Origin of the sequence: Neobacillus sp. DY30 (assembly GCF_030123065.1) — a bacterium.
Lineage (GTDB): Bacteria > Bacillota > Bacilli > Bacillales > Cytobacillaceae > Neobacillus.
On record NZ_CP126093.1, the window covers coordinates 1,681,174 to 1,703,477 of the forward strand.

Annotated in this window: 23 protein-coding genes; 17 read left to right on the forward strand and 6 right to left on the reverse strand. The window is 37.4% G+C overall.

What is annotated here, in order from left to right:
* Window positions 1-124: 124 nt before the first annotated feature.
* The 3 genes from QNH29_RS08275 to QNH29_RS08285 all read right to left on the reverse strand — a co-directional run bounded on the left by QNH29_RS08275 (window position 125) and on the right by QNH29_RS08285 (window position 2,587).
* Window positions 125-601, reverse strand: a complete 477-nt coding sequence (locus tag QNH29_RS08275) for a YkyB family protein (protein WP_481858785.1) — start codon at window positions 599-601, stop codon at window positions 125-127.
* A 125-nt stretch (window positions 602-726) separates the two neighbouring features.
* Entirely contained in the window at window positions 727-1,605 is an 879-nt protein-coding gene (locus QNH29_RS08280; protein ID WP_283864335.1) for a metallophosphoesterase, read from the reverse strand.
* A 193-nt stretch (window positions 1,606-1,798) separates the two neighbouring features.
* Complete coding sequence (locus QNH29_RS08285) at window positions 1,799-2,587, reverse strand: C39 family peptidase (protein ID WP_283864336.1); 789 nt, start codon at window positions 2,585-2,587, stop codon at window positions 1,799-1,801.
* 157 nt (window positions 2,588-2,744) lie between these two features.
* On the opposite strand from QNH29_RS08285, the gene QNH29_RS08290 reads away from it, so the two are divergent.
* From QNH29_RS08290 to QNH29_RS08345, 12 genes are all read left to right on the forward strand, one after another.
* Entirely contained in the window at window positions 2,745-3,956 is a 1,212-nt protein-coding gene (locus QNH29_RS08290; RefSeq protein WP_283864337.1) for an EAL domain-containing protein, read from the forward strand.
* 67 nt (window positions 3,957-4,023) lie between these two features.
* On the forward strand, window positions 4,024-4,263 hold the full coding sequence (locus QNH29_RS08295; protein WP_283864338.1) for a hypothetical protein: 240 nt from the start codon (window positions 4,024-4,026) through the stop codon (window positions 4,261-4,263).
* A gap of 293 nt (window positions 4,264-4,556) precedes the next feature.
* Window positions 4,557-4,793 carry a YkuJ family protein gene (locus QNH29_RS08300; RefSeq protein WP_045515459.1) on the forward strand — a complete coding sequence of 79 codons (237 nt, stop codon included), beginning with the start codon at window positions 4,557-4,559 and terminating at the stop codon, window positions 4,791-4,793.
* Window positions 4,794-4,904: 111 nt separating this feature from the next.
* Window positions 4,905-5,357, forward strand: coding sequence for a cyclic-di-AMP-binding protein CbpB (cbpB, locus tag QNH29_RS08305; protein WP_283864339.1), 453 nt, complete (start codon window positions 4,905-4,907; stop codon window positions 5,355-5,357).
* A gap of 119 nt (window positions 5,358-5,476) precedes the next feature.
* A complete protein-coding gene (locus tag QNH29_RS08310; RefSeq protein WP_283865559.1) occupies window positions 5,477-6,919 on the forward strand; it encodes an MDR family MFS transporter in 1,443 nt (480 codons plus the stop codon).
* Window positions 6,920-7,027: 108 nt separating this feature from the next.
* Window positions 7,028-7,909 (forward strand): transcriptional regulator CcpC, encoded by an 882-nt coding sequence (locus tag QNH29_RS08315; protein WP_283864340.1) that lies wholly within the window; start codon window positions 7,028-7,030, stop codon window positions 7,907-7,909.
* A 76-nt stretch (window positions 7,910-7,985) separates the two neighbouring features.
* A complete protein-coding gene (dapD, locus tag QNH29_RS08320; RefSeq protein ID WP_283865560.1) occupies window positions 7,986-8,696 on the forward strand; it encodes a 2,3,4,5-tetrahydropyridine-2,6-dicarboxylate N-acetyltransferase in 711 nt (236 codons plus the stop codon).
* A gap of 62 nt (window positions 8,697-8,758) precedes the next feature.
* On the forward strand, window positions 8,759-9,877 hold the full coding sequence (locus QNH29_RS08325; protein ID WP_283864341.1) for an N-acetyldiaminopimelate deacetylase: 1,119 nt from the start codon (window positions 8,759-8,761) through the stop codon (window positions 9,875-9,877).
* A 140-nt stretch (window positions 9,878-10,017) separates the two neighbouring features.
* Window positions 10,018-10,566: a peroxiredoxin gene (locus tag QNH29_RS08330; protein ID WP_283864342.1), complete on the forward strand. Its 549-nt coding sequence runs from the start codon at window positions 10,018-10,020 to the stop codon at window positions 10,564-10,566.
* Between the two features lie 65 nt (window positions 10,567-10,631).
* The gene (locus tag QNH29_RS08335; RefSeq protein WP_283864343.1) at window positions 10,632-11,078 is read left to right on the forward strand and encodes a TlpA disulfide reductase family protein; all 447 of its coding nucleotides are present in this window, start codon (window positions 10,632-10,634) and stop codon (window positions 11,076-11,078) included.
* Between the two features lie 118 nt (window positions 11,079-11,196).
* The gene (locus QNH29_RS08340; RefSeq protein WP_283864344.1) at window positions 11,197-12,102 is read left to right on the forward strand and encodes a DUF4349 domain-containing protein; all 906 of its coding nucleotides are present in this window, start codon (window positions 11,197-11,199) and stop codon (window positions 12,100-12,102) included.
* Window positions 12,103-12,173: 71 nt separating this feature from the next.
* Entirely contained in the window at window positions 12,174-12,833 is a 660-nt protein-coding gene (locus QNH29_RS08345) for a potassium channel family protein (RefSeq protein ID WP_283864345.1), read from the forward strand.
* A 163-nt stretch (window positions 12,834-12,996) separates the two neighbouring features.
* On the opposite strand, the gene rnjA is transcribed toward QNH29_RS08345, so the two are convergent.
* The 3 genes from rnjA to def form a co-directional block, all read right to left on the reverse strand.
* On the reverse strand, window positions 12,997-14,664 hold the full coding sequence (rnjA, locus tag QNH29_RS08350) for a ribonuclease J1 (protein WP_283864346.1): 1,668 nt from the start codon (window positions 14,662-14,664) through the stop codon (window positions 12,997-12,999).
* A gap of 6 nt (window positions 14,665-14,670) precedes the next feature.
* On the reverse strand, window positions 14,671-14,880 hold the full coding sequence (locus tag QNH29_RS08355) for a DNA-dependent RNA polymerase subunit epsilon (RefSeq protein ID WP_283864347.1): 210 nt from the start codon (window positions 14,878-14,880) through the stop codon (window positions 14,671-14,673).
* A gap of 507 nt (window positions 14,881-15,387) precedes the next feature.
* Window positions 15,388-15,942: a peptide deformylase gene (def, locus tag QNH29_RS08360; protein WP_283865561.1), complete on the reverse strand. Its 555-nt coding sequence runs from the start codon at window positions 15,940-15,942 to the stop codon at window positions 15,388-15,390.
* Between the two features lie 149 nt (window positions 15,943-16,091).
* On the opposite strand from def, the gene QNH29_RS08365 reads away from it, so the two are divergent.
* The 5 genes from QNH29_RS08365 to lpdA all read left to right on the forward strand — a co-directional run bounded on the left by QNH29_RS08365 (window position 16,092) and on the right by lpdA (window position 22,072).
* On the forward strand, window positions 16,092-16,757 hold the full coding sequence (locus QNH29_RS08365) for a YkyA family protein (RefSeq protein WP_283864348.1): 666 nt from the start codon (window positions 16,092-16,094) through the stop codon (window positions 16,755-16,757).
* Between the two features lie 341 nt (window positions 16,758-17,098).
* A complete protein-coding gene (gene pdhA, locus QNH29_RS08370) occupies window positions 17,099-18,214 on the forward strand; it encodes a pyruvate dehydrogenase (acetyl-transferring) E1 component subunit alpha (RefSeq protein WP_283864349.1) in 1,116 nt (371 codons plus the stop codon).
* 3 nt (window positions 18,215-18,217) lie between these two features.
* Window positions 18,218-19,195: an alpha-ketoacid dehydrogenase subunit beta gene (locus tag QNH29_RS08375; RefSeq protein ID WP_283864350.1), complete on the forward strand. Its 978-nt coding sequence runs from the start codon at window positions 18,218-18,220 to the stop codon at window positions 19,193-19,195.
* A gap of 123 nt (window positions 19,196-19,318) precedes the next feature.
* Complete coding sequence (locus tag QNH29_RS08380; RefSeq protein ID WP_283865562.1) at window positions 19,319-20,653, forward strand: dihydrolipoamide acetyltransferase family protein; 1,335 nt, start codon at window positions 19,319-19,321, stop codon at window positions 20,651-20,653.
* A gap of 3 nt (window positions 20,654-20,656) precedes the next feature.
* Window positions 20,657-22,072: a dihydrolipoyl dehydrogenase gene (gene lpdA / locus QNH29_RS08385; RefSeq protein WP_283864351.1), complete on the forward strand. Its 1,416-nt coding sequence runs from the start codon at window positions 20,657-20,659 to the stop codon at window positions 22,070-22,072.
* The last annotated feature ends 232 nt before the right edge of the window (window positions 22,073-22,304 follow it).

Here is a 22,304-nt window from a genome sequence, read left to right on the forward strand (position 1 = left end):
TACATCAATACCTTTGATTATAAACAGATTTGTAGAAATATTCTACAATAATAGACAAGGAGAGATGGGGAAGAAAAGTTCGAATAATAAAAAAACGTAAAAAAGACGGTCGAGTCCGGCTTTTTTACGTATATCTTTCCCCTAACTTTTTAAAAATAGGTTTTTGGTAAGGACGGTTTTTGTTTCTGTTTGAAGGTGGCTGCTCCATTTCTTTTATTCCGGTGTATGTCTGTAAAACAGACTTAGCTTGACTTAGTGAAAGTGCTGTTTTTGGGTTTCTAACACTATCATCTAATTTGCCTAAATGAGGCAATTCAGCAAAATCAGACTTGGTCGGAGGAATATGAAATGTATAAAGGCCGCATTCGACGAGGACGTCGGACTGTTGTTTACTATTACGTGGATTTTGCGAGAAATGAAGGCCAATTTTTTTTGCTTTACCTTCTGCTATTAGTTTTTTTAATGACTCATGCTTTAATCTGTATAAAAATTTGGGGTTTGGAGCTGTTTTTGCATGGCGATTAACAATAAAGAGAGCTTGTGAGAGGTTATCGATCGTTAGCTTTCCTGTATTATGGGGGTGTTTTCTATCATCAGTCAAAATAGCTGCTCCTTTTACGTTTATATTATCTATCATTTATTATTATTAATTGTAAAATAGAAATACAAGAAAGTAAAAACATTATTATAAAATTAAAAATCCTTTCCAATTAGTGGCAAGGATTTTTAATCAATTTCTGATGAAATGAGAGTAAATACAGTTAATTCAGGTTTCGCCATGAATCGAAAAGGAAGACGGGTCGTACCAATTCCTCGATTTACATATAATGATAAGGGATTTTCCTTGCCAATCGCATATAGACCCTCAGGGTAATTCTGTGCGTAAGGCGGGATTACAAGTGCACCAACAAAAGGTATTTTTACCTGACCGCCATGACTATGCCCGCTTAATTGCCAATGTATTCCATAATCTAAAGCTTGATCAGCAACATCGGGAGCATGTGATAACAGAAGTTTAAATGAGTCTTTAGGTACTTGTTTCATGGCCGTTGCTAAATCTGGTTTACCCAGCATACGATCGTCTATACCTACGAGAGAAATGGAACTGCCATCTTTTTGTTTTATAAGTAGTGATTCATTCAAAAGTACTGTAAAGTTAGATAATTCCATTAGCTTTCGGTAGATTTCAGAACCATAACCTCCATGGTCATGGTTTCCATAAATACAAAATTTACCGATAGTGGCATTTAATTGTTGTAGTATCGGAGCAACTTTATTAATTTCAGCATATTTATTTGGCTCGTCCAATAAGTCTCCCGTAAAAAAAATTATGTCAGGCTCTAATTGATTAATTTTTTCTACTAATTTTTTAAATTGGTTTACATTATAATGAAACCCTAAATGTGTATCACTAAATTGGACAATTTTTATGCCGTTAAAACTAGTTGGAATTAAGGAATGTTTTATTTCGAGTTTATTTATTTCTAAAAGTGAAGGTTCTACACGATTGGCATAAAAGTACCCTCCGGAACTAAGTCCAAGAACTGTGAGGAATGTACCAAAGGTACTTTTCAAGAATGTTCTCCTTTTTATTTTTTTTGCCATAGTTATTCAACCAACCTATCTCCGATTTTTTATCTATTACTTAAAAGACAGTCATTCGTATTTTCGTTAAATTTAGAGTAATTTGCAAGTAATATGATAATTAATATTTATTAATAAAAAGGTGTATACTACTTGATATTCAAAAATTAATAATAAATACCTAAAAGCAGCCATTATGGCTGCTTTTAGGTATTTATTTATAACTAATTGCCCTGTTCTGTAGAGCTTTCCAGGATTCTATAAATTGATTTTTTCCTACTCGTACTTGTTTTTTGCCGGAAAGCGGATCATTCAAATATACATAGTTTGCATCGTAACCTACAAGAACTACGGCATGCAGATCAAGAGGTGTTTTTATTATATGCTGGCCGTGATTCCATGACTCCCAGCGATCAGGTAATCGATAATCCCCCGTTGTCCAAACGACTACGGGATAACCAGCAGAAACATGCTCTAGAATCCGTTCGAATGGTTGATTTGTTAGGTTTATTGCCCGCCCTGGCAGCTTCTGGTTTACTAGTGCCTCCATTGGTTTATCAAAGACGGCATAACCAGCTTGCCTTCCCGTCATATCGCCAACAAAACCATCCGCAGGGTTGCCCCAATTTAAGATATCGCCGTTTCCTGCTCTTTTAATTGGATCGGGATCTTTTTGAATGGACCGATACAAATCCATTTTGTCTGTCTGTACACCAGCATGATTTAGGACCATTGCAAGGCTTGTTACTTCACATCCATATTTAAGTTCTGGATTTTGTTTTATTAATACAACGTCCAGCATCACTGAATCCTTTTTAGCTCGAGGAGTGTTAATTTCTTTCTGAACAGCAGCTTGGTTTCCCGTTTTCTTAATAGCAGGGCTCGGTACTTGTTCATAGATTTCCGTGTAACTGTTTTTTTCTGATTGTTGAGTAACAGTTTCATCGGCGTTGTTACATCCAAAAAGAGGAAGAATTGAGACCATTAAACAAAGTTTTTTCAAGCGTTCTCCTCCAATCATATGGACTTGGTTTTAGCATTTGATTGTTTCAGAATTGCTATGATGGTATCCTTTTGGAAAGAACAAGAGATGTAAGTTGAGCGTATTGTATATTAGGGTATGGTATAATGAGGAAAATCTTTTTCTGGAGGGTACTTGAATGGATGCATTGGATATCCTAACGGATCTTGAAAATGTCATTCCTTATTTTCAACCAATTTTTAGTGCTGATGAGCAGCGTGTTATTGCATATGAGGTTTTGGGCAGATATCAATCGGAAGGTAACATCATAAGCTTAGGTCAATTTTTTCATGATGATCAGATTCCAGATGAATATAAATATGAAGTTGATTTACTTTTAGTTCAGAAAGCGTTAGACCTGGCAATTGGACTGGATGATGATGTCAGTATCTATTTGAATCGCGATGCCGATTTACTCATGTATCGACACGGAGAGCCATTCTTACAAGAACTGCTGGCTTTTGAAAAAAGAGGATTGAATTTAAAGAGAATAGTCCTTGAAATTTCTGAAGGAAATTATGAGGGTGATTTTGCTCAGTTGGATCATTTATTACAATACTATCGGACGTACGGCATCAAGGTTGCAATTTCCAGTATTGATAGTGATACCAATTATTTTGAGAGAATCGGCCAATTAAATCCCGAAATCATTAAAATAAATTTACAGGCCTTGAAATCTAACGCCACCTCATCAGGTTTTACCGATGTCTTATTTTCTCTGTCATTATTAGCCAGGAAAATCGGGGCCACATTACTGTTTGAAAATATAGAAATGAGTTATCAGCTTCAGTTTGCTTGGAAAAATGGCGGGAGATATTATCAAGGGTTTTATCTTCATCCACCTTCACCGGAGTTTATTGAGCGGGAATTGTTAAAAGAGCGTTTAAAAGGGAAGTTTCATGAATTTATTGCCTACGAGAAGAAAAAGCTGGAGGCCATTTATTCAGCCGCTGAGTATTTCCAAAATAAAGTACAAGACATTTTGCTGAAAAATAAAAAAGCTAATTATGAGGAGTTATTTACGTCACTTTCTAAGGAAATGGATGGCATTGCATTTCGAATGTACGTATGCGATGAAGATGGTTTTCAAAAATCTTCTAATATCTTTAAAGGAGCAAACGGCTGGTATACGCAAAAAGAATATTTGTTAAAGAATTGGAGCTGGCGTCCCTATTTCTTAGAAAATATTATTAAAATGAGAAAAGAAGGCAAAGGAATTCTCTCTGATTTATATAGTGATATTGAGTCCGGGGAAACGATTCGGACCTTCTCAATTCCTATAAATGGGAATGACTATCTATTTATCGATATCACTTACCAATATTTATTTGACCATGATCAGTTGTTATAACAAAATTGCATAGATTGCATTAGACGGTGGAAACTTAGTATTAACTTTCTTAAAGGAGAAATCGCTCATGAATTTATTTGTTAATGCTCTCTCCATCGTTATTGTGGGTGTTCTTGCGGTTTCGCTTGTTTATACACTGATTGTAGCCAGAAAACAAAAAGCTGCAGAAGGACACATTGATACAAATATACCTAAGCCAGTTCAAAAACATATTTATCTTAGCAATCCGATATTTTTATCATACGGAATATTTTTTGTTTTGGTTCTCTTTATCATCCTTTTTTGTGCAATAACCTTTACACGATAAGGCCTCCTCTAGGGGGCCTATTTTTTTGTAAAACTAAGATGAAACTCTTTCAAGAGAAGTATATATCATCTACAATTTTTCCTTCCAATCAATTATTGGGAATGTATATTGAAAAAAACTTCCCATTTTTTTCATTTTTGCTTGGACAAATGCTGTCTGTTATTTTATTCTTTTAATATTGGCATATTTGCTGTCTGAGATTACTGCTGGAAATAATCCATAAGGATAGAAATATGCTAAAAGAGAAACATAACAGTAGAAAGTTTGCTTGTGTTTGAAAGGAGACGGAGCATATGTCACAGCTTCAAGGTATATTAACCCGGTTAAAAAACCTTCAGGAACAGTCTAATGGAGGTGAACCGGCACAACGCTATTTCGAAGTGAATGGCGAAAGAAAGTGTCAAGTAACATTTCATCCAAAAACAGAAACATTTGAATTGGAAATATATAATGAAAAGGAAAAGCCAAAACGTTATCAATTTGATAATGTTGACATGATTACAATCGAAATCTTTGATTTAATCCAGTAGGAACCGTAATCGGTTCCTATCTTTTTCTGTATTTTCATAAAAAAACCCAGTTCTCCGAAAACTATGGTAGAATATACATGTGGTAAAACAAACATTGAGGAGTTTTCGGCGATGATAAGTCTTCACAGTGGAGAATTTTTAGAGATAGATATACGAAAATTAATGATTCCATCTGAGCGAGTTGCACATGTTCAGGTTGGTAATAATCTTGAGCATGCCTTATTAGTATTAACAAAGAGTGGATATACTGCTATACCGGTATTAGATCCAAATTATAAATTACACGGTCTAATCAGCACCCCCATTATAATGGATTCCATTCTGGGTTTAGAAAGAATAGAATTCGAACAACTCGAAAAAAAAAGAGTGGAAGAGGTTATGAATGTATCTGTACCTCGAGTAAAAGTTACTGCTTCCATTAGAACTTGCCTACGGCTATTAGTAAATCATCCCTTTCTTTGTATCGATACAGAGGATGGTTATTTTGAAGGGATATTGCCGAGAAGTACTGTGCTGACGCAGCTAAATTTCGCTATAAATAAAATGAATAAAAGTGATAAATAAGGCTCCCAAAAGGGGGCTGTATTATTTTCTTGTAAAATGAGGGGTGAGATAATGTGAGTGCTCCAATTTCCCAGTCTAAAAGAGGTCAGACAAATAGACCACTTGTTCTAGCGGCAGTCATGCTTGCGATGTTTATGGGCGCAATTGAGGCTACGATTATTTCAACCGCCATGCCGGCAATTGTGGCAGACTTAGGCGGATTTACTTTATACAGTTGGGTTTTTTCTGCTTATCTTTTAATGAATGCGGTAACAGTGCTGATTTATGGTAAATTATCTGATTTATTTGGTAGAAAACCAATTCTTTTTATCGGGATCACGATTTTTTTAATTGGGTCTATACTTTGTGGATTTGCTACATCGATGGAATCACTTATTCTTTTCAGGTTAATTCAAGGGTTCGGGGCAGGGGCTGTAACTCCTATTGCCACCACGATTGTCGGCGATATTTATTCACCCGAGGAAAGAGCGCAAGTTCAGGGTTACCTAGCAAGTGTTTGGGGAATTTCTGCTGTTACGGGTCCAGCTGTGGGTGGATTGCTGGTTCAGTATGTTAGCTGGAACTATGTATTTTGGATAAACATTCCACTAGGAGTACTTTCTTTAATTGGTATAGGATTCTTTTTACACGAAAATGTTGAGAAGAAAAAACATAAGATTGATTACATAGGGGCCCTTTTATTAACTATTTCCATATCATCATTAATGTTTTTACTTGTTGAGGGAGGCGGACGATGGTCCTGGGGTTCCTGGCAAATCATTAGTTTGGCACTTTTATTTATCGTTACCATTAGTATCTTTGTTTATTATGAAAGCCGAGCAAAAGAGCCTGTGATGCCGTTTAATATCTGGAAGGAACGTTCTATCTTTGTTGCGAATGTAACAAGTTTAACGACAGGAATCATGCTGATTGGAATTTCAAGTTTTCTTCCTACCTTTGTTCAGGGAGTAATGGAACAATCACCGATTGTTGCCGGATTTACATTAACAGCCATGTCCATTGGCTGGCCGATTGCGTCTACATTTTCTGGAAAGATGTTAAATTCTATAGGTTACCGTAAGACATCTCTAATTGGCGGCACAGCCTTAATCATTGGCAGTGTGGTATTTGTTACTATGACTTCCTCCTCAGGCCCTCTGTGGGCGGCTGCTGGTTCTTTCATCGTTGGGGTGGGGATGGGATTAACATCAACTGCCTTTATTGTTTCCATTCAAAGCACCGTAAGCTGGCAGCAAAGAGGAGCTGCAACGGCTGCTAATATGTTTATGAGGAATCTTGGAAACACAATAGGTGCAGCTTTACTTGGTGGTATACTAAATAATCGGCTTGCGAACTACCTAAGTGCAAATGCTGGCAGAACGGAAGAAAAACTGACGGTCGATTCTGCAAACCTTTTATTAAAAGAAAATGAACGGGCCGATTTACATGTGCAAGTGAAAGAAATGCTGCAGGAGGGTCTTACTCAATCCTTACACTGGGTATATTATGTAGTACTTACCTTTGCCATAATAAGTTTAATCCTGATAACGTTCATTCCCAAACAAAACCAGGGCTCTGCATAATAAGCAGAGCTTTTTTATAATTAAAATGCAGCTTATGTAATGAAAAGTTTTAATTTTCTCTATATAATAAGATGCGGATGTTTAATAAAGTATAAAGGTGGATAGGTTTTGTCCTCTATATCTGAATTTCACTTATTATCTGTTTTAGCTCAAGAGATGAATATGCGAAAAGCTTCAGAAAGGCTTTTTGTATCACAGCCAGCATTGTCACAACGTTTGCAAACCATAGAGAAAGAATGGGGAACTAAATTATTTATCCGCTCACAAAAAGGACTTGCCCTTACTCCAGCAGGTGAACATGTCATACAATTTGTAAACGAGGTTCTTGTTAAAGAAGAAAAGGTTCGGGAAATCATTCACTCCCTACAGTCGGGAGTATCGGGAACATTAAAAATAGCGGTGGCTTCAATTGTGGGTCAAAACTGGCTGCCTCCAGTATTAAAAAAATATAGTGATACCTATCCTCAAGCAAAAATTTCACTTATCACTGGATGGAGCAGTGAAATATTGAAGAGTTTATATGATGATCAAGTACATATTGGTATCATTCGAGGAATGCCGGATTGGAAAGGGGTGAAAATTAAACTATTCAGTGATCCGCTTTTTTTAGTTGATCGAGATATTACCAAACCTGAACAGTTGCTCGAAACAGACAGACCTTTCATCCAATTTAAAAGTGATTCGAATTATTATCAGGAAATACAAGATTGGTGGATGCGGCAATTCAAAACCTCTCCCAAAAGAACAATTATCGTCGACCAAATTGAGACATGTAAGCAATTAACCTTTAATGGTTTAGGATATTCAATCTTACCGGGCATAACTTTAAATGATGGGGAAAAAGAAATTTATAAGGTTCCGTTATTAGATGAAAATGGAGATTCTCTTCAACGTGATACATGGCTACTTGCGTATGAGTCTTCCTTTAAACTTAAACAAGTGCAGGCATTCGTGGATCTCATTAAAGAACACAGCCGTCAAAACAGCTAATAATTATGTTCATTTTTCTTGTTTTCAATACTTTTGTTTGGTAAAGTAAATTTTAATTAAAGTTGGAGGTAATATGATGAAAATGATGGATGCAAATGAAATTATTTCTTTTATTCAAAACAGCAAAAAGTCTACGCCGGTGAAGGTTTATGTGAAAGGTGATTTAGAAGGTATCGATTTTGGCAGCAATTCTAAGACCTTTATTAATGGTAATACGGGTGTAGTTTTTGGTGAATGGTCTGACATCAACCCGGCGTTAGAATCAAACCAGTCAAAGATAGAAGATTATGTAGTTGAAAGTGATCGCCGCAATTCAGCGATTCCATTATTAAATACAAAAAATATTAATGCTCGTATAGAACCTGGAGTAACAATTCGTGACCAGGTAGAAATTGGGGATAATGCAGTTATCATGATGGGTGCCGTTATTAACATTGGTGCAGTTATTGGTGAAAAAACCATGATAGACATGGGTGTTGTTCTTGGCGGAAGAGCAACTGTAGGGAAAAACTGTCATATTGGTGCTGGAACAGTTTTGGCAGGTGTAATCGAACCACCATCCGCACAGCCTGTTATTATTGAAGATGATGTGCTAATTGGTGCAAATGCAGTTGTTTTAGAAGGAGTTAGAGTTGGACAAGGATCAGTTGTTGCTGCTGGTGCAGTCGTTACAAAAGATGTTCCTCCGTATACAGTCGTAGCTGGAACTCCTGCTCGAAAAATTAAGGATATCGATGAGAAAACAAAATCTAAAACAGAAATTATGCAAGAACTTCGTCAGTTATAAACCTAAGACAAAGGAAAGCGTGGATTAACTCCACGCTTTCTTTCTAGTAAAGGAGTGATACAATGAACCCTTTTATAAAAATTAGACGTGATTTGCATTTAATACCTGAATTAGGATTTCAAGAATTTAAAACACAAGCTTATCTATTATCGTATATTGAAAACTTATCACAAGAGAGATTATCCATTAAGAAATGGAAGACAGGACTCTTCGTTAAAGTTCATGGTTTAAATCCAAGAAAAACAATTGGTTATCGTGCAGATATCGACGGGCTGCCAATCGTTGAAGAAACAGGTTTAGAGTTCTCATCAACCCATGAGGCTGAGATGCATGCATGCGGACACGATTTTCATATGAGTATTGCTCTAGGTGTGTTAACGCACTTTGTGGATAATCCCATTGAAGATAACGTTTTATTTATTTTTCAACCTGCAGAAGAGGGGCCAGGCGGAGCTGAACCAATGCTAAAATCTGACATTATGCAGGAATGGAAGCCAGATATCATTTTTGCCCTACATATAGCACCAGAATATCCTGTCGGTTCTATTGCGCTAAAAGAAGGGTTATTATTTGCTAATACGTCAGAGCTATTTATTGATCTAAAAGGGAAGGGGGGACATGCTGCATATCCACATTTAACAAATGATATGGTTATAGCTGCTTGCTCGCTAGTTTCACAGCTTCAAACAATTATTTCTCGCAATGTTAACCCGTTAGATAGTGCGGTCATTACAGTTGGAAAAATTACTAGTGGAACCGTTCAAAATATAATTGCTGAAAAGGCAAGACTTGAAGGAACCATCCGTACACTTTCTGATGAATCTATGGATAGAGTTAAACATAGGATTAATGCCGTAGTAAAAGGGATTGAAACTAGTTTTGAATGTGAAGCGTTAATTGATTATGGTGCGATGTACCACCAGGTATACAATCATGAGGAAATAACCAGAGATTTTATTCAATTTATGCGGACACAAACCACTGTTGACGTCATTGAATGCCAAGAAGCAATGACAGGGGAAGATTTCGGATATATGTTGAAGGAAATACCTGGATTAATGTTTTGGCTCGGAGTAGATTCACCGTATGGACTGCACCATGCCAAACTAAATCCAAACGAAGAGGCAATAGAGGTTGCTATAAATATACTCACTAGCTATATCGCGTATAAAGGAAATTAAAATATAAATATGTTATTCTTTTGTATAATAATGTTAAACTGAAAAATAGAAAAGATTGTTATTTATCGTCGTTTATTCTTTATATAAATAGGGAAAACCAATGAAGGGACAAATGATTACACTAAATGGAGGGATCAAATATGCCTGAACGTATGGTAGCAAAGCAAGCACCTAGATTTGAAATGGATGCTGTTTTACCCAACAAGGAATTTGGAAAAGTAAGTCTGGAAGAAAACATGAAAAACGACAAATGGACTGTGCTGTTCTTCTACCCAATGGATTTTACTTTTGTATGTCCAACAGAAATTACGGCAGTATCAGATCGTTATGAAGAATTTGATGATCTTGATGCAGTTGTTATTGGTGCTTCTACTGATACAATACATACACACCTTGCATGGATTAATACAGACCGCAAAAACAATGGCCTTGGTCAGCTAAACTACCCATTAGCAGCGGACACTAACCATGTTGTTGCACGCGATTATGGCGTTTTAATTGAGGAAGAAGGTATAGCGCTTCGCGGCTTATTTATCATCAGCCCAGAGGGTGAATTAATGTATTCAGTTGTTAATCACAACAATATCGGTCGTGATGTAGATGAAACTTTACGTGTATTGCAAGCCTTACAAACCGGCGGACTCTGCCCGGCTAACTGGAAACCAGGACAAGCTACACTTAATGCTTAAATTCTAAATCTAAAAAGTTAGACCTAACCCTTCGTGTTAGGTCTTTTTTAAAAAGGGGATATGTTATGAAACTACGCGAGCCAATGCCAGAATTAACTGGTGCGGTTGAATGGTTAAATGGAGAGGTTACAAGAGAGGATTTAATAGGTGATAAACCTACACTTATTCACTTCTGGTCCGTCAGCTGTTACTTATGTAAAGAAGCTATGCCGCAAGTTAACCAATTCCGTGATCAATATAAAGATAAATTAAATGTGATGGCAGTCCATATGCCTAGATCTGAAGAGGATTTGGAACTAGAGCAAATTAAGCAAGTGGCAGCAGACCATGGAATCACTCAACCGATTTTTGTCGATAGTGAACATAAACTAACGGAAGCATTCGAAAATCAGTATGTCCCTGCCTATTATGTATTTGATCGTGAAGGCAAACTTCGTCATTTTCAAGCAGGCGGCAGCGGTATGAAAATGCTCGAAAAGCGAGTAAACCGTGTATTAGATGAATTAGAATAAACTGAATAAACATTCGAAGGACTGTTCGCATCTCAAGAACAGTCTTTTTTCTTTTATTGTAACCATCCTCGTTTTTTAACGTCGGTATTATTAAATAGACAAAGAGGGGGTTATCAAAATGAAAAAGGTTATCGGATTATTTGTTTTCCTTACTCTGTTCCTTTTGCTGGCTGCTTGCAGTTCAAGCAGTGAAAGTAAAGGATCAAAAGAAATCAGTGATAGTAGTACGGGAATGGATTCTTTTGAGAATGCAAAGCAAGAACAGTCACTTGTATCATTAGATAATAACGCAAAGCAAGAAAATGCTGCTCCGAAAGAATTAGAAGTTCCTAACCAAATGGTTATTTATCAGGCAGATTTACAAATACGTGTAAAAAAATTTGAAGAAACCCTGCAAAAGATAGAAGAACAAGTGGGGAAATATGGCGGGTATATCTCAGAATCAATGGTCGCTAAGGACGGTGAAGAACAAGTAAGCGGTCAAATTACTGTTCGCATCCCTCAAAAGAATTTCCAGGCTTTTTTGCATGATACCGAAGGGCAAGCGGCTGAGGTCCTCCAGAGAAATATTACTGGTACGGATGTGACAGAAGAATATATTGACCTTGACTCACGACTGAAGTCAAAAAGAGTAGTTGAGGAACGTCTAACTTCATTTATGCAATCGGCACAAAAGACAGAAGATCTTTTAAAAATTTCAGCAGACCTCGCCGCAGTTCAAGAGGAGATTGAAACGATTCAAGGAAGGATGAAATATTTAGAAAATCAGACTTCATTTTCAACCGTTCATCTATCACTATTTGAAAAAAAAGTAATCGTCCCTAATCTTGACGATGAAGGTCTAAATACTTGGGACAAAACTAAAAAGCAGTTTATGCAAAGCACGAACATGCTGTTAGCAGCCATTTCAAGTTTGTTTGTGGTTATAGTCGGTAATATACCTATATTAGTTATCCTAGCAGTTGCTGCTGTTTTCATCTATCTATTTATCAAGAAGGTACGGAAACGCAATGATAACGAATAAATAAGTATATTCGACTAATTTGGATATGCTAAAATGAAAATGGTTAATTGAATTTGCTGGAGGAGTTTTTAGTGAGAAAGAATTTTGCAGTAATAGGACTTGGCCGTTTCGGCGGCAGCATTTGTCGTACTCTATCCGATGAAGGTTTTGAGGTATTGGCAATTGATAAAAATGAAGAAAGAGTAAATGCATATGCTATGATAGCCTCTCATGCTGCGGTGGGAGATACAACCGATGAGGCGGTACTAAAGAGTCTTGGCATTCGAAATTTCGATCACGTTATCGTAGCGATCGGAGATGATATTCAATCAAGCATTTTAACCACTTTAATCTTAAAAGAGCTAGGGGTAAATCATATTACCGTTAAAGCACAAAATGATTATCACGAGAAAGTGCTGGTCAAAATTGGCGCTGATAAGGTTGTGCACCCTGAACGAGATATGGGCAGAAGAATTGCACATAATATGGCGTCAAGCAGTGTGTTAGATTATCTAGAATTATCGGATGAACATAGTATCGTCGAAATTGTAGCAAACAGTAAGATAAGCGGCCATACCATCATTGATTTAGATATTCGAAAGAAATATGGATTAAATATTGTGGCCATTAAAAGAGGTATGGATATCATTGTCTCCCCAAAGGCAAATGAAGATATCCGTGCAAACGATGTATTAATCGTTATTGGTACAGACGAAGACATCGACCGATTCGAAAGGAAAGTTATGCAATAAGAAAAGCGGAAGCGCCTTGTCCAGGGGCGACAGGCATAAGCCAATCCGGCGAGAAGGTTGGTTTTTCCCTTCTAGTCGGATTGGCTTATGACCCCGAGCCCCTAGGCGCTGGAGCTAGACAATAAGAAAAGCGGAAGCGCCTCAAGGGTGCTTCCGCTTTCTTTTATACTTCCATAATGATTGGTAAGATCATTGGTCTGCGTTTTGTTTTCTCATAAAGGAATGGTGCTAATGTATCAGTAATTTCATTCTTAATTTCTGACCATTGACTTGTTTTTCGTTCCATTACCTTGTTTAAGTGCTTAGTAATTAGGTTTTGAGCATCGTTAATTAAATCACCTGATTCTCTCATATAAACGAAACCTCTAGAAATAAGGTCAGGCCCTGAAGCTATTTTGAAGTCTTTCATATTAATGCTTACTACTACAACTACCAATCCTTCTTCTGAAAGGATTCGTCTATCACGTAAAACGATATTACCGATGTCACCGATACCGCTGCCATCAATATAAACGGAACCTGAAGGGATTTTCCCTGCCACTTGTGCGGTGTTTTCGGAAAGAGCTAATACTTCCCCATTGTCCATAATAAAACAATTCTCTTCTTCAACACCACAGTCTACCGCTAGTTTTGCATGCATTCTTTGCATTCTATACTCACCGTGAATTGGCATAAAGAATTTTGGTTTGATTAAGCGCAGCATTAACTTTTGTTCCTCTTGACCGCCATGTCCAGATGTATGGATGTTACTGAGTTTACCATGAATAACTTCAGCACCTGCTCTAAACAACTGGTTAATCGTTCGATTTACACTAATGGTATTCCCAGGAATCGGTGAAGATGAGAATACGACCGTATCACCCGGAATAATTTGAATCTGTCTATGCGTACCATTAGCAATCCTCGATAAGGCTGCCATAGCTTCACCTTGGCTGCCAGTACATAGGATTGTTACTTTGTCTGCAGGCAGTCGGTTGATTTGATTGGCTTCGATAAATGTTTCTTTTGGTGCATTTATATAGCCGAGCTCTTGACCAATCGTAATAGCCGATTCCATACTGCGGCCAAAAACAGCGACTTTTCTTCCGTTGGCAACTGCAGCTTCGACTACTTGCTGAAGTCTGTAAATATTAGAAGCAAAAGTAGCGAATATAATACGACCAGAAACCTTACGGAAAATATCATCAATGCTTTCACCTACAAGACGTTCAGACATTGTAAATTCCGGAATTTCACTATTTGTGCTATCTGATAATAAACACAGTACTCCTTCTTTTCCGATTTCAGCCATTTTTGTTAAATTTGCAGGTTCACCAACTGGTGTAAAGTCAAATTTAAAGTCGCCTGTGTGGACAATTTGTCCTGGCGGTGTTTTTACAACGATACCGTATGAATCAGGGATACTATGTGTTGTACGGAAAAAAGAAACAGATGTCTTGCGGAATTTGATGACATCATCTTCTTGAATTACATTTAATTTTGCCGTTCTTAAAAGTCCATGTTCTTCAAGTTTATTTTTAATAAGTCCTAAGGCAAGCTTTCCACCATAAATTGGAACATTTACTTGTCGTAACAAATAGGGGATACCGCCAATATGATCCTCATGTCCGTGGGTAATAAATAAGCCTTTTATTTTATCTTCATTTTTCACTAAGTAGGTATAATCAGGAATAACATAATCAATCCCTAATAACTCATCCTCTGGGAACTTGATCCCTGCATCAATCAGGATTATTTCATCCTGGAATTGTACTGCATATGTGTTTTTTCCGATTTCGCCCAAACCGCCTAAAGCAAAAACAGCAGTTTGGTCATTTTTAACAAATTTCATAAATTATCAAATCTCCAATACATTATAATCTTCATTTTGTTTTTCATATTCTAAATATGCTCCGCTTACTTCTTGTACAAATTCTACATTATATCCACGATCTGCAATTTTTTTTCGAACATCCCTTACAGATTCTCCTTCGACATAAAGAATCTTTGTTTTTTCCCTTACTGGAACTTCCTTGAGGTTTTCTTGAAAATAAACTTTAAATACCATAATAAATCGCTCCTTAATCGATCATGACTTTTTCTATTATATAAAATAATTACATTTTTTTCATTTATATTCACTTTTCACCTAAAAAGTAAACGCTTGGACCTATTAGAAAAAATATGTAAATAATACACTGATAATCAATTTACAATAAGGAAGGAGCCCTTCGCAAGTTTGAAGGGCTCGAAAAAAGTTGTAGTTAGGCAATTGATTTTTTTCGCAGTAAATCGTTCCACTGTTTTAAGAGCTTCTTTCTTAGCTTCTTTAACATAGTGGATCATCTCCTTACTTCCTATTTTAAACGATCCTTGTCCAATGTAAAGCAAGCCATGATAGATTATTGCAGTTTTTTTTTATTCAAACATTTTTATACTAATATTATATGGTATAAACAGGATTTCTTTCATGGATAAACATGGAAGAATTATGAAAGATTAATAAATTGAGCTTGCAAGCTCGAAACTGATAAAGATAAAAAATGCGCAAGAGCTAGGAGCACTTGCGCATTTTTTATCTTTCAATAGCAATGGCACCCTCAATCGGTTTAAAGGGGTCCTGTTTATTGATATGATCATAAAACATAACTCCATTTAAATGGTCGATTTCATGTTGAAAGCATATTGCCGGAAGACCTTTTAAACGAAGCTTAATCTCTTCCCCTTCAAGGGTGATTCCTTTGATTGTAATTCGAGCAAACCTTTCTACATAACCTGGAAAATCCTCATCCACAGAAAGGCATCCTTCCCCTGAAACTAAATATGCTTTTTCGACAGAATGACTGACAATTTTAGGATTGAACAATGCATAGCTGTATAGATTCCCTTTATCATCATGAAGATGAACAGCAATCATGCGTTTGGAAACATTGATCTGAGGTGCAGCCAAACCAATGCCAGGTCGTAACCCATATTGTGATGATATATCAGGGTTTTGGCTATTTTTTACATACTCTAAAAGGCTATTAAGTATTTTTTTCTCTTCATCCGTTGGCGGCATGGATACTTCAGCTGCTACTTTACGCAATGTAGGGTGGCCGTCTCGAATGATATCATCCATCATTAACATGATTTCATTCACTCCTGTTAAAAAACTAAAAATATAGATATTCATTAGTCTATCAGACAATTCGCGAAAAGTTAATTATTGAAGGAGATATTATTGTCAAACATATGAAGTATCGATATAGTAAGAATTGTAACCATAGGGGGTGCGAGGTGTCTATCGTTAGAATGTATAAAGTTATTTTTCTTATTTTGACAGTCTGTACCTTATTAGCTGGCTGTGTTAGTAAAGAAGAGACAACGGAAAGAATGTATCAAGCCTTAGAAAACGTAGCTGAAGCAGAAAAAGAATTTGAAGAACAGCAAGAGCCTCTTGTTGAGCTAGAAAAGCAAGAAAAGAAAATTTATAACCAGATAATGGCACTTGGTTTGAAGAAGCATGTTGAGATCGATCAACTTGCTGACGAAGCACTTTCTATTATTGATAAAAGAAGAGATTATTTACAAAATGAAATCACCAGTATCAATGACTCAAAAACAAAATTTATGCAGGTTGAAGAAATAAAGAATGAAATAGACGATAAAGAGCAAATGAAAAAAGCTACTGAGTTAATGGAAATAATGCGGAATAGATATGGAGTACATAATGAGCTTACCAAGGAATATAAAAAGGCTTTGGATATTGATGAAGAATTATACCTAATGTTAAAAAATGAAAGTGTTCCATATGAAGAGTTAGAAAACCATGTTAGGAATTTAAATACTATCTATCAAAAGGTATATGACGCTAATGAAAAATTTAATTCCTTAACTGCTCAATACAATGAAAAAAAGCTTGAATTTTATGAAGAAGCAGGGCTAAATCTCGAAAAACCATAAAAAATCGACTGTGTTGGTCGATTTTTTTGTTTTTTGTACATTATATCAGTGTAACAGAGTGGAATCACAAGTGGTACAGAGGGATTTTGATGGATAATGGTTTATTATTATTTTCATGTTGTAAAATTATTAAATCATAGTATTTGACGAGTGTATGGAGTTGATGTAAACTCAATATGGACTTAATTATTGTACTATTAATTTTCTTTAAAAGAATAGTACAGAACAACATGAAACGAAAGAAAGCTAATTGTTAATGTTGTTAAAGGTTTTGGGGTAATCTAATATGAGTGAATTTATTTTTTTACATTATTGTTATGAGAGAAAGGAAGATGTGACGAATGGCATCTAAAACCCAAAATGCTCAGCTCGATGGTAAGAAGGTACTCGAAGCTGTAGAAAATCAGTTTACAACGCTTCAAATTTTAAATGAAGAAGGCGAAGTTGTTAATGAAGCAGCAATGCCTAACTTAAGCGATGAGCAGCTTCAAGAATTAATGCGCCGTATGGTATATACGCGAATCCTTGACCAGCGTTCTATTTCTTTAAATCGCCAAGGTCGTCTTGGATTTTATGCACCGACTGCAGGACAGGAAGCATCCCAATTAGCTTCTCAATTTGCATTAGAAAAAGAAGATTACATCTTACCAGGTTATCGCGATGTTCCACCAATCGTATGGCATGGTCTTCCATTATATCAAGCATTCTTATGGTCCCGAGGTCATTTAGCAGGCGGACAAATTCCTGAAGGAGTGAATGTTGCAATTCCTCAAATTATTATTGGTGCGCAGTACGTTCAGACTGCAGGTGTTGCACTTGGCTTCAAAAAACGTGGAGTGAAAGCTGTTGCTCTTACATACACAGGTGATGGCGGTACATCTCAAGGTGATTTCTATGAAGGAATGAACTTTGCAGGTGCATATAATGCTCCAGCAATCTTTATCGCTCAAAATAACCGCTTTGCGATTTCGACTCCTGTTGAAAAGCAAACCGCAGCAAAAACACTTGCTCAAAAAGCTGTTGCGGCAGGTATCGTAGGTATCCAGGTAGACGGTATGGATCCATTAGCAGTATATGCGGCTGTTCGTGAAGCACGTGAGCGTGCCGTTAACGGAGAAGGGCCTACTTTTATTGAAACGTTAACATATCGTTATGGTCCGCATACAATGGCCGGTGATGATCCGACACGTTACCGTACAGCTGAATTAGATAATGAATGGGAAAAGAAAGACCCGCTTGTACGTTTCCGTAAGTTCCTAGAAAAGAAAGGCCTATGGAATGAGGAAAGAGAAAACGAAGTAATTGAGCAGGCAAAAGAGGAAATTAAGGAAGCTCTTAAACAAGCAGATGCTGCTCCTAAGCAAAAGGTAACGGATTTAATTAACATTACGTATACCGACTTACCTGAAAACTTAAAAGAGCAATTTGAAATTTATTCAGCAAAGGAGTCGAAGTAAGTCATGGCTCAAATGACAATGATTCAAGCAATTACAGATGCAATGCGTGTAGAATTAAAAAATGATCCGAACGTATTAGTTTTTGGTGAAGATGTCGGCGTAAACGGCGGTGTATTCCGTGCAACAGAAGGATTACAAAATGAATTCGGCGAAGATCGCGTATTTGATACACCTTTAGCTGAATCAGGTATCGGAGGTTTAGCGGTTGGTCTAGCATTACAAGGATTCCGCCCAGTTCCTGAAATTCAATTCTTTGGCTTCGTTTATGAGGTAATGGATTCCATTTCTGGACAAGCTGCGCGTCTTCGTTTCCGTACAGGCGGGAAATTCAGTGCTCCTATCACATTCCGTTCACCATTTGGCGGCGGCGTACATACACCTGATATGCACGCAGACAGCTTAGAAGGCTTAATGGCACAACAGCCTGGATTAAAGGTGGTTATCCCATCAACACCTTATGATGCAAAAGGTCTTCTTATCTCAGCAATCCGTGATAATGACCCAGTAATTTTCCTAGAGCATATGAAATTATATCGTTCATTCCGTCAAGAAGTTCCAGAAGGCGAATATACGATTCCACTTGGAAAAGCAGATGTGAAGCGTGAAGGTACAGATATTTCTATCATCACTTACGGTGCAATGGTACACGAATCCTTAAAGGCAGCAGAAGAGCTTGAGAAGGAAGGTTTTTCTGCAGAAGTAGTGGATTTGCGTACGGTTAGCCCGCTTGATATCGAAACGATTATTGCGTCTGTTGAAAAAACTGGCCGTGCAATTGTTGTTCAAGAAGCACAAAAGCAAGCTGGTGTGGCAGCAAATGTAGTAGCTGAAATTAACGACCGTGCGATTTTAAGCTTAGAGGCACCAGTATTACGTGTAGCAGCACCAGACACAATTTACCCATTCCCGCAAGCAGAAGCAGTTTGGCTACCAAACTATAAAGATGTCATTGAAACAGCGAAAAAAGTTTTAACATTCTAATATAAGTTGGGGAATAGTATTGCTGTTTCCCACTTATTTCTTAACATTGAACGGTAGAAATCTATGCAAAAATAGGAGGATGAATCCCAAGTGAGCGCAACCGCAACCACATTCCAATTTAAAATGCCTGACATTGGTGAAGGTATACATGAAGGCGAGATTGTTAAATGGTTCATAAAGCCAGGTGATAAAGTCCAGGAAGATGATGTACTTTGTGAAATACAAAATGATAAAGCAGTTGTAGAGATTCCTTCACCTGTTGAAGGTACTGTACTTGAAGTTTTAGTAGCTGAAGGAACTGTTGCGACAGTTGGACAGGTATTAGTAACCTTTGATGCTCCTGGTTACGAGAACCTTCAATTCAAAGGTGACGAACATGCTGAAGAAGCACCAAAACAAGAAGCAGCACCAGCGCCGGCAGCTGCAGCCGCAGCTGCTCCAGAGGGACAAACAACACCACCGCCAGCACCACCTGCCTATGGTATCGGTGTTACAGAACCACAAGTAAATGTAGAAGTAGACCCTAACCGTAAAATTATTGCGATGCCTTCAGTTCGTAAATATGCACGTGATAAAGGTGTAGAAATCACACAAGTTCCAGGTTCAGGTAAAAATGGACGTATCGTAAAAAGTGATATAGATGCATTCTTAAGCGGCGGTGCAGCTGTTACAGCACCACAAGCAGCAGCAACTCCAGCACCAGCAGCTGCTCAAGCTGAGGAAGCACCAAAAGCTGCTCCAATCCCACAAGGGGAATATCCTGAAACACGTGAGAAAATGAGCGGAATCAGAAAAGCGATTGCCAAAGCAATGGTAAATTCAAAACATACTGCTCCACACGTAACTCTTATGGATGAAGTTGATGTAACGAAACTTGTTGCACATCGTAAAAAATTCAAAGAAGTTGCTGCGGCTAAGGGTATCAAGTTAACATTCTTACCATATATCGTAAAAGCATTAACGAGTGCTTTACGTGAATTCCCTGCTTTAAATACATCACTTGATGACGCAACAAGTGAAATTATCCATAAGCATTACTACAATATTGGAATTGCTGCTGATACTGAAAAGGGCTTATTAGTACCAGTTGTAAAAGACGTTGATCGCAAATCAGTATTCGCAATTTCAAATGAAATCAATGAATTAGCTGGAAAAGCACGTGATGGAAAGCTAGCTCCAAACGAAATGAAAGGTGCATCTTGTACTATTTCGAATATCGGATCTGCTGGCGGTCAATGGTTTACACCAGTCATTAACCATCCTGAAGTGGCTATCCTTGGTGTTGGCCGTATTGCAGAAAAACCAATCGTACGTGATGGTGAAATTGTGGCTGCTCCAGTATTAGCATTATCATTAAGCTTTGACCACAGAATGATTGACGGAGCAACAGCTCAAAATGCATTAAATCATATTAAGAGATTATTGAACGATCCAGAACTATTGTTAATGGAGGCGTAACAAATGGTAGTAGGAGATTTTGCAATTGATACTGATACTATAGTCATCGGGGCAGGTCCTGGCGGATATGTGGCTGCAATTCGTGCAGCCCAGCTAGGCCAAAAGGTGACAATAGTTGAAAAAGAATATATCGGCGGCGTTTGTTTAAACGTAGGTTGTATCCCATCAAAAGCGGTAATTGCTGCTGGACATCGTTATGAAGTAGCAAAGCACTCCGATTCATTCGGAATTAAAGCTGAAAATGTATCAGTTGACTTTTCAAAGGTTCAGGAATGGAAAGCTGGAATCGTGAAAAAGTTAACTGGTGGTGTAGAGGGTCTATTAAAAGGTAATAAGGTAGAAATCGTACGTGGTGAAGCATACTTTGTGGACGGAAATTCATTACGCGTAATTGGTGAAAATTCTGCACAGACGTACAACTTCAAAAATGCAATTATTGCATCAGGTTCTCGACCAATCGAACTGCCAACTTTTAAATACTCAAAACGAGTACTAAACTCAACAGGTGCCCTAAATTTACAAGAACTTCCGGAAAAAATCGTAGTTATCGGCGGCGGAGTTATCGGAATCGAGCTTGGCGGTGCTTATGCGAACTTTGGTACACAAGTTACAATCCTTGAAGGTGCAGATGAAATCTTAGGTCTTGGAGTATTTGAGAAGCAAATGGCTGCGCTTGTTAAGAAAACCTTGAAGAAAAAAGGTGCTGAATTCTATACTAAGGCAATGGCTAAAGGTGTAGAAGAAACTGAAAATGGTGTAGTTGTAACATTTGAAGTTAAAGGCGAAGAAAAGAAAATTGAAGCAGATTATGTATTTGTAATGGTAGGCCGTCGTCCAAATACCGATGAAATGGGTCTTGAACAAATCGGTGTTAAGCTAACAGATCGAGGACTAATTGAAATCGACAACCAGTGCCGTACAAGTGTTTCTAACATTTATGCGATTGGTGATGTTGTAGCAGGCCCTCAATTAGCACATAAGGCTTCATACGAAGGAAAAATTGCTGCTGAGGCAATCGGTGGACATAATGCTGTAATTGATTACTTAGCAATTCCTGCTGTTGTATTCTCAGATCCAGAACTAGCCAGCGTAGGTTACACTGAAGTACAAGCTAAGCAAGAAGGAATCGATGTAACTTCAGCGAAATTCCCATTTGCAGCTAATGGGCGTGCTCTATCTTTAGATAGTGCAGATGGATTTGTTAAATTAGTTTCACGTAAAGAAGACGGTGTATTGATTGGGGCACAAATAGCTGGTGCAAGCGCATCAGATATGATTGCTGAACTAGGATTGGCAATTGAAGCAGGAATGACAGTCGAGGATTTAGCACTGACTATTCATGCTCACCCAACTTTAGGTGAAATTACGATGGAAGCTGCTGAGGTAGCACTTGGTACTCCGATTCATGTTTTAAAATAATTAAAGAGAAGTCCTTTCCAATTTTATTTTGGAAAGGACTTCTTTTTTCTTTAAATAATAAATTATCTACAAGTTTTATTCATATATTTAAAATACTATTAACTTAATGAAAAAGATTTAGAGTGGTGAGTATATGATGAGGATTTACGTTATTATGATATTACAATTGATGATTTGGAGTGCTTTTACGCTGGTAGAATGGTTATCTAAGCACGACCAGCTTCTTTACAAG

What these genes read in the sequence shown, in the direction of transcription:
- QNH29_RS08280 (WP_283864335.1), bottom strand. Translation starts at nt 1,605, where the DNA reads ATGGCAAAAAAAATAAAAAGGAGAACATTCTTGAAAAGTACCTTTGGT.
- QNH29_RS08290 (WP_283864337.1), top strand. Translation starts at nt 2,745, where the DNA reads ATGGATGCATTGGATATCCTAACGGATCTTGAAAATGTCATTCCTTAT.
- QNH29_RS08295 (WP_283864338.1), top strand. Translation starts at nt 4,024, where the DNA reads ATGAATTTATTTGTTAATGCTCTCTCCATCGTTATTGTGGGTGTTCTT.
- QNH29_RS08300 (WP_045515459.1), top strand. Translation starts at nt 4,557, where the DNA reads ATGTCACAGCTTCAAGGTATATTAACCCGGTTAAAAAACCTTCAGGAA.
- cbpB (WP_283864339.1), top strand. Translation starts at nt 4,905, where the DNA reads ATGATAAGTCTTCACAGTGGAGAATTTTTAGAGATAGATATACGAAAA.
- QNH29_RS08310 (WP_283865559.1), top strand. Translation starts at nt 5,477, where the DNA reads ATGCTTGCGATGTTTATGGGCGCAATTGAGGCTACGATTATTTCAACC.
- dapD (WP_283865560.1), top strand. Translation starts at nt 7,986, where the DNA reads ATGAAAATGATGGATGCAAATGAAATTATTTCTTTTATTCAAAACAGC.
- QNH29_RS08325 (WP_283864341.1), top strand. Translation starts at nt 8,759, where the DNA reads ATGAACCCTTTTATAAAAATTAGACGTGATTTGCATTTAATACCTGAA.
- QNH29_RS08330 (WP_283864342.1), top strand. Translation starts at nt 10,018, where the DNA reads ATGCCTGAACGTATGGTAGCAAAGCAAGCACCTAGATTTGAAATGGAT.
- QNH29_RS08335 (WP_283864343.1), top strand. Translation starts at nt 10,632, where the DNA reads ATGAAACTACGCGAGCCAATGCCAGAATTAACTGGTGCGGTTGAATGG.
- QNH29_RS08340 (WP_283864344.1), top strand. Translation starts at nt 11,197, where the DNA reads ATGAAAAAGGTTATCGGATTATTTGTTTTCCTTACTCTGTTCCTTTTG.
- rnjA (WP_283864346.1), bottom strand. Translation starts at nt 14,664, where the DNA reads ATGAAATTTGTTAAAAATGACCAAACTGCTGTTTTTGCTTTAGGCGGT.
- QNH29_RS08355 (WP_283864347.1), bottom strand. Translation starts at nt 14,880, where the DNA reads ATGGTATTTAAAGTTTATTTTCAAGAAAACCTCAAGGAAGTTCCAGTA.
- def (WP_283865561.1), bottom strand. Translation starts at nt 15,942, where the DNA reads ATGTTAATGATGGATGATATCATTCGAGACGGCCACCCTACATTGCGT.
- pdhA (WP_283864349.1), top strand. Translation starts at nt 17,099, where the DNA reads ATGGCATCTAAAACCCAAAATGCTCAGCTCGATGGTAAGAAGGTACTC.
- QNH29_RS08375 (WP_283864350.1), top strand. Translation starts at nt 18,218, where the DNA reads ATGGCTCAAATGACAATGATTCAAGCAATTACAGATGCAATGCGTGTA.
- QNH29_RS08380 (WP_283865562.1), top strand. Translation starts at nt 19,319, where the DNA reads ATGCCTGACATTGGTGAAGGTATACATGAAGGCGAGATTGTTAAATGG.
- lpdA (WP_283864351.1), top strand. Translation starts at nt 20,657, where the DNA reads ATGGTAGTAGGAGATTTTGCAATTGATACTGATACTATAGTCATCGGG.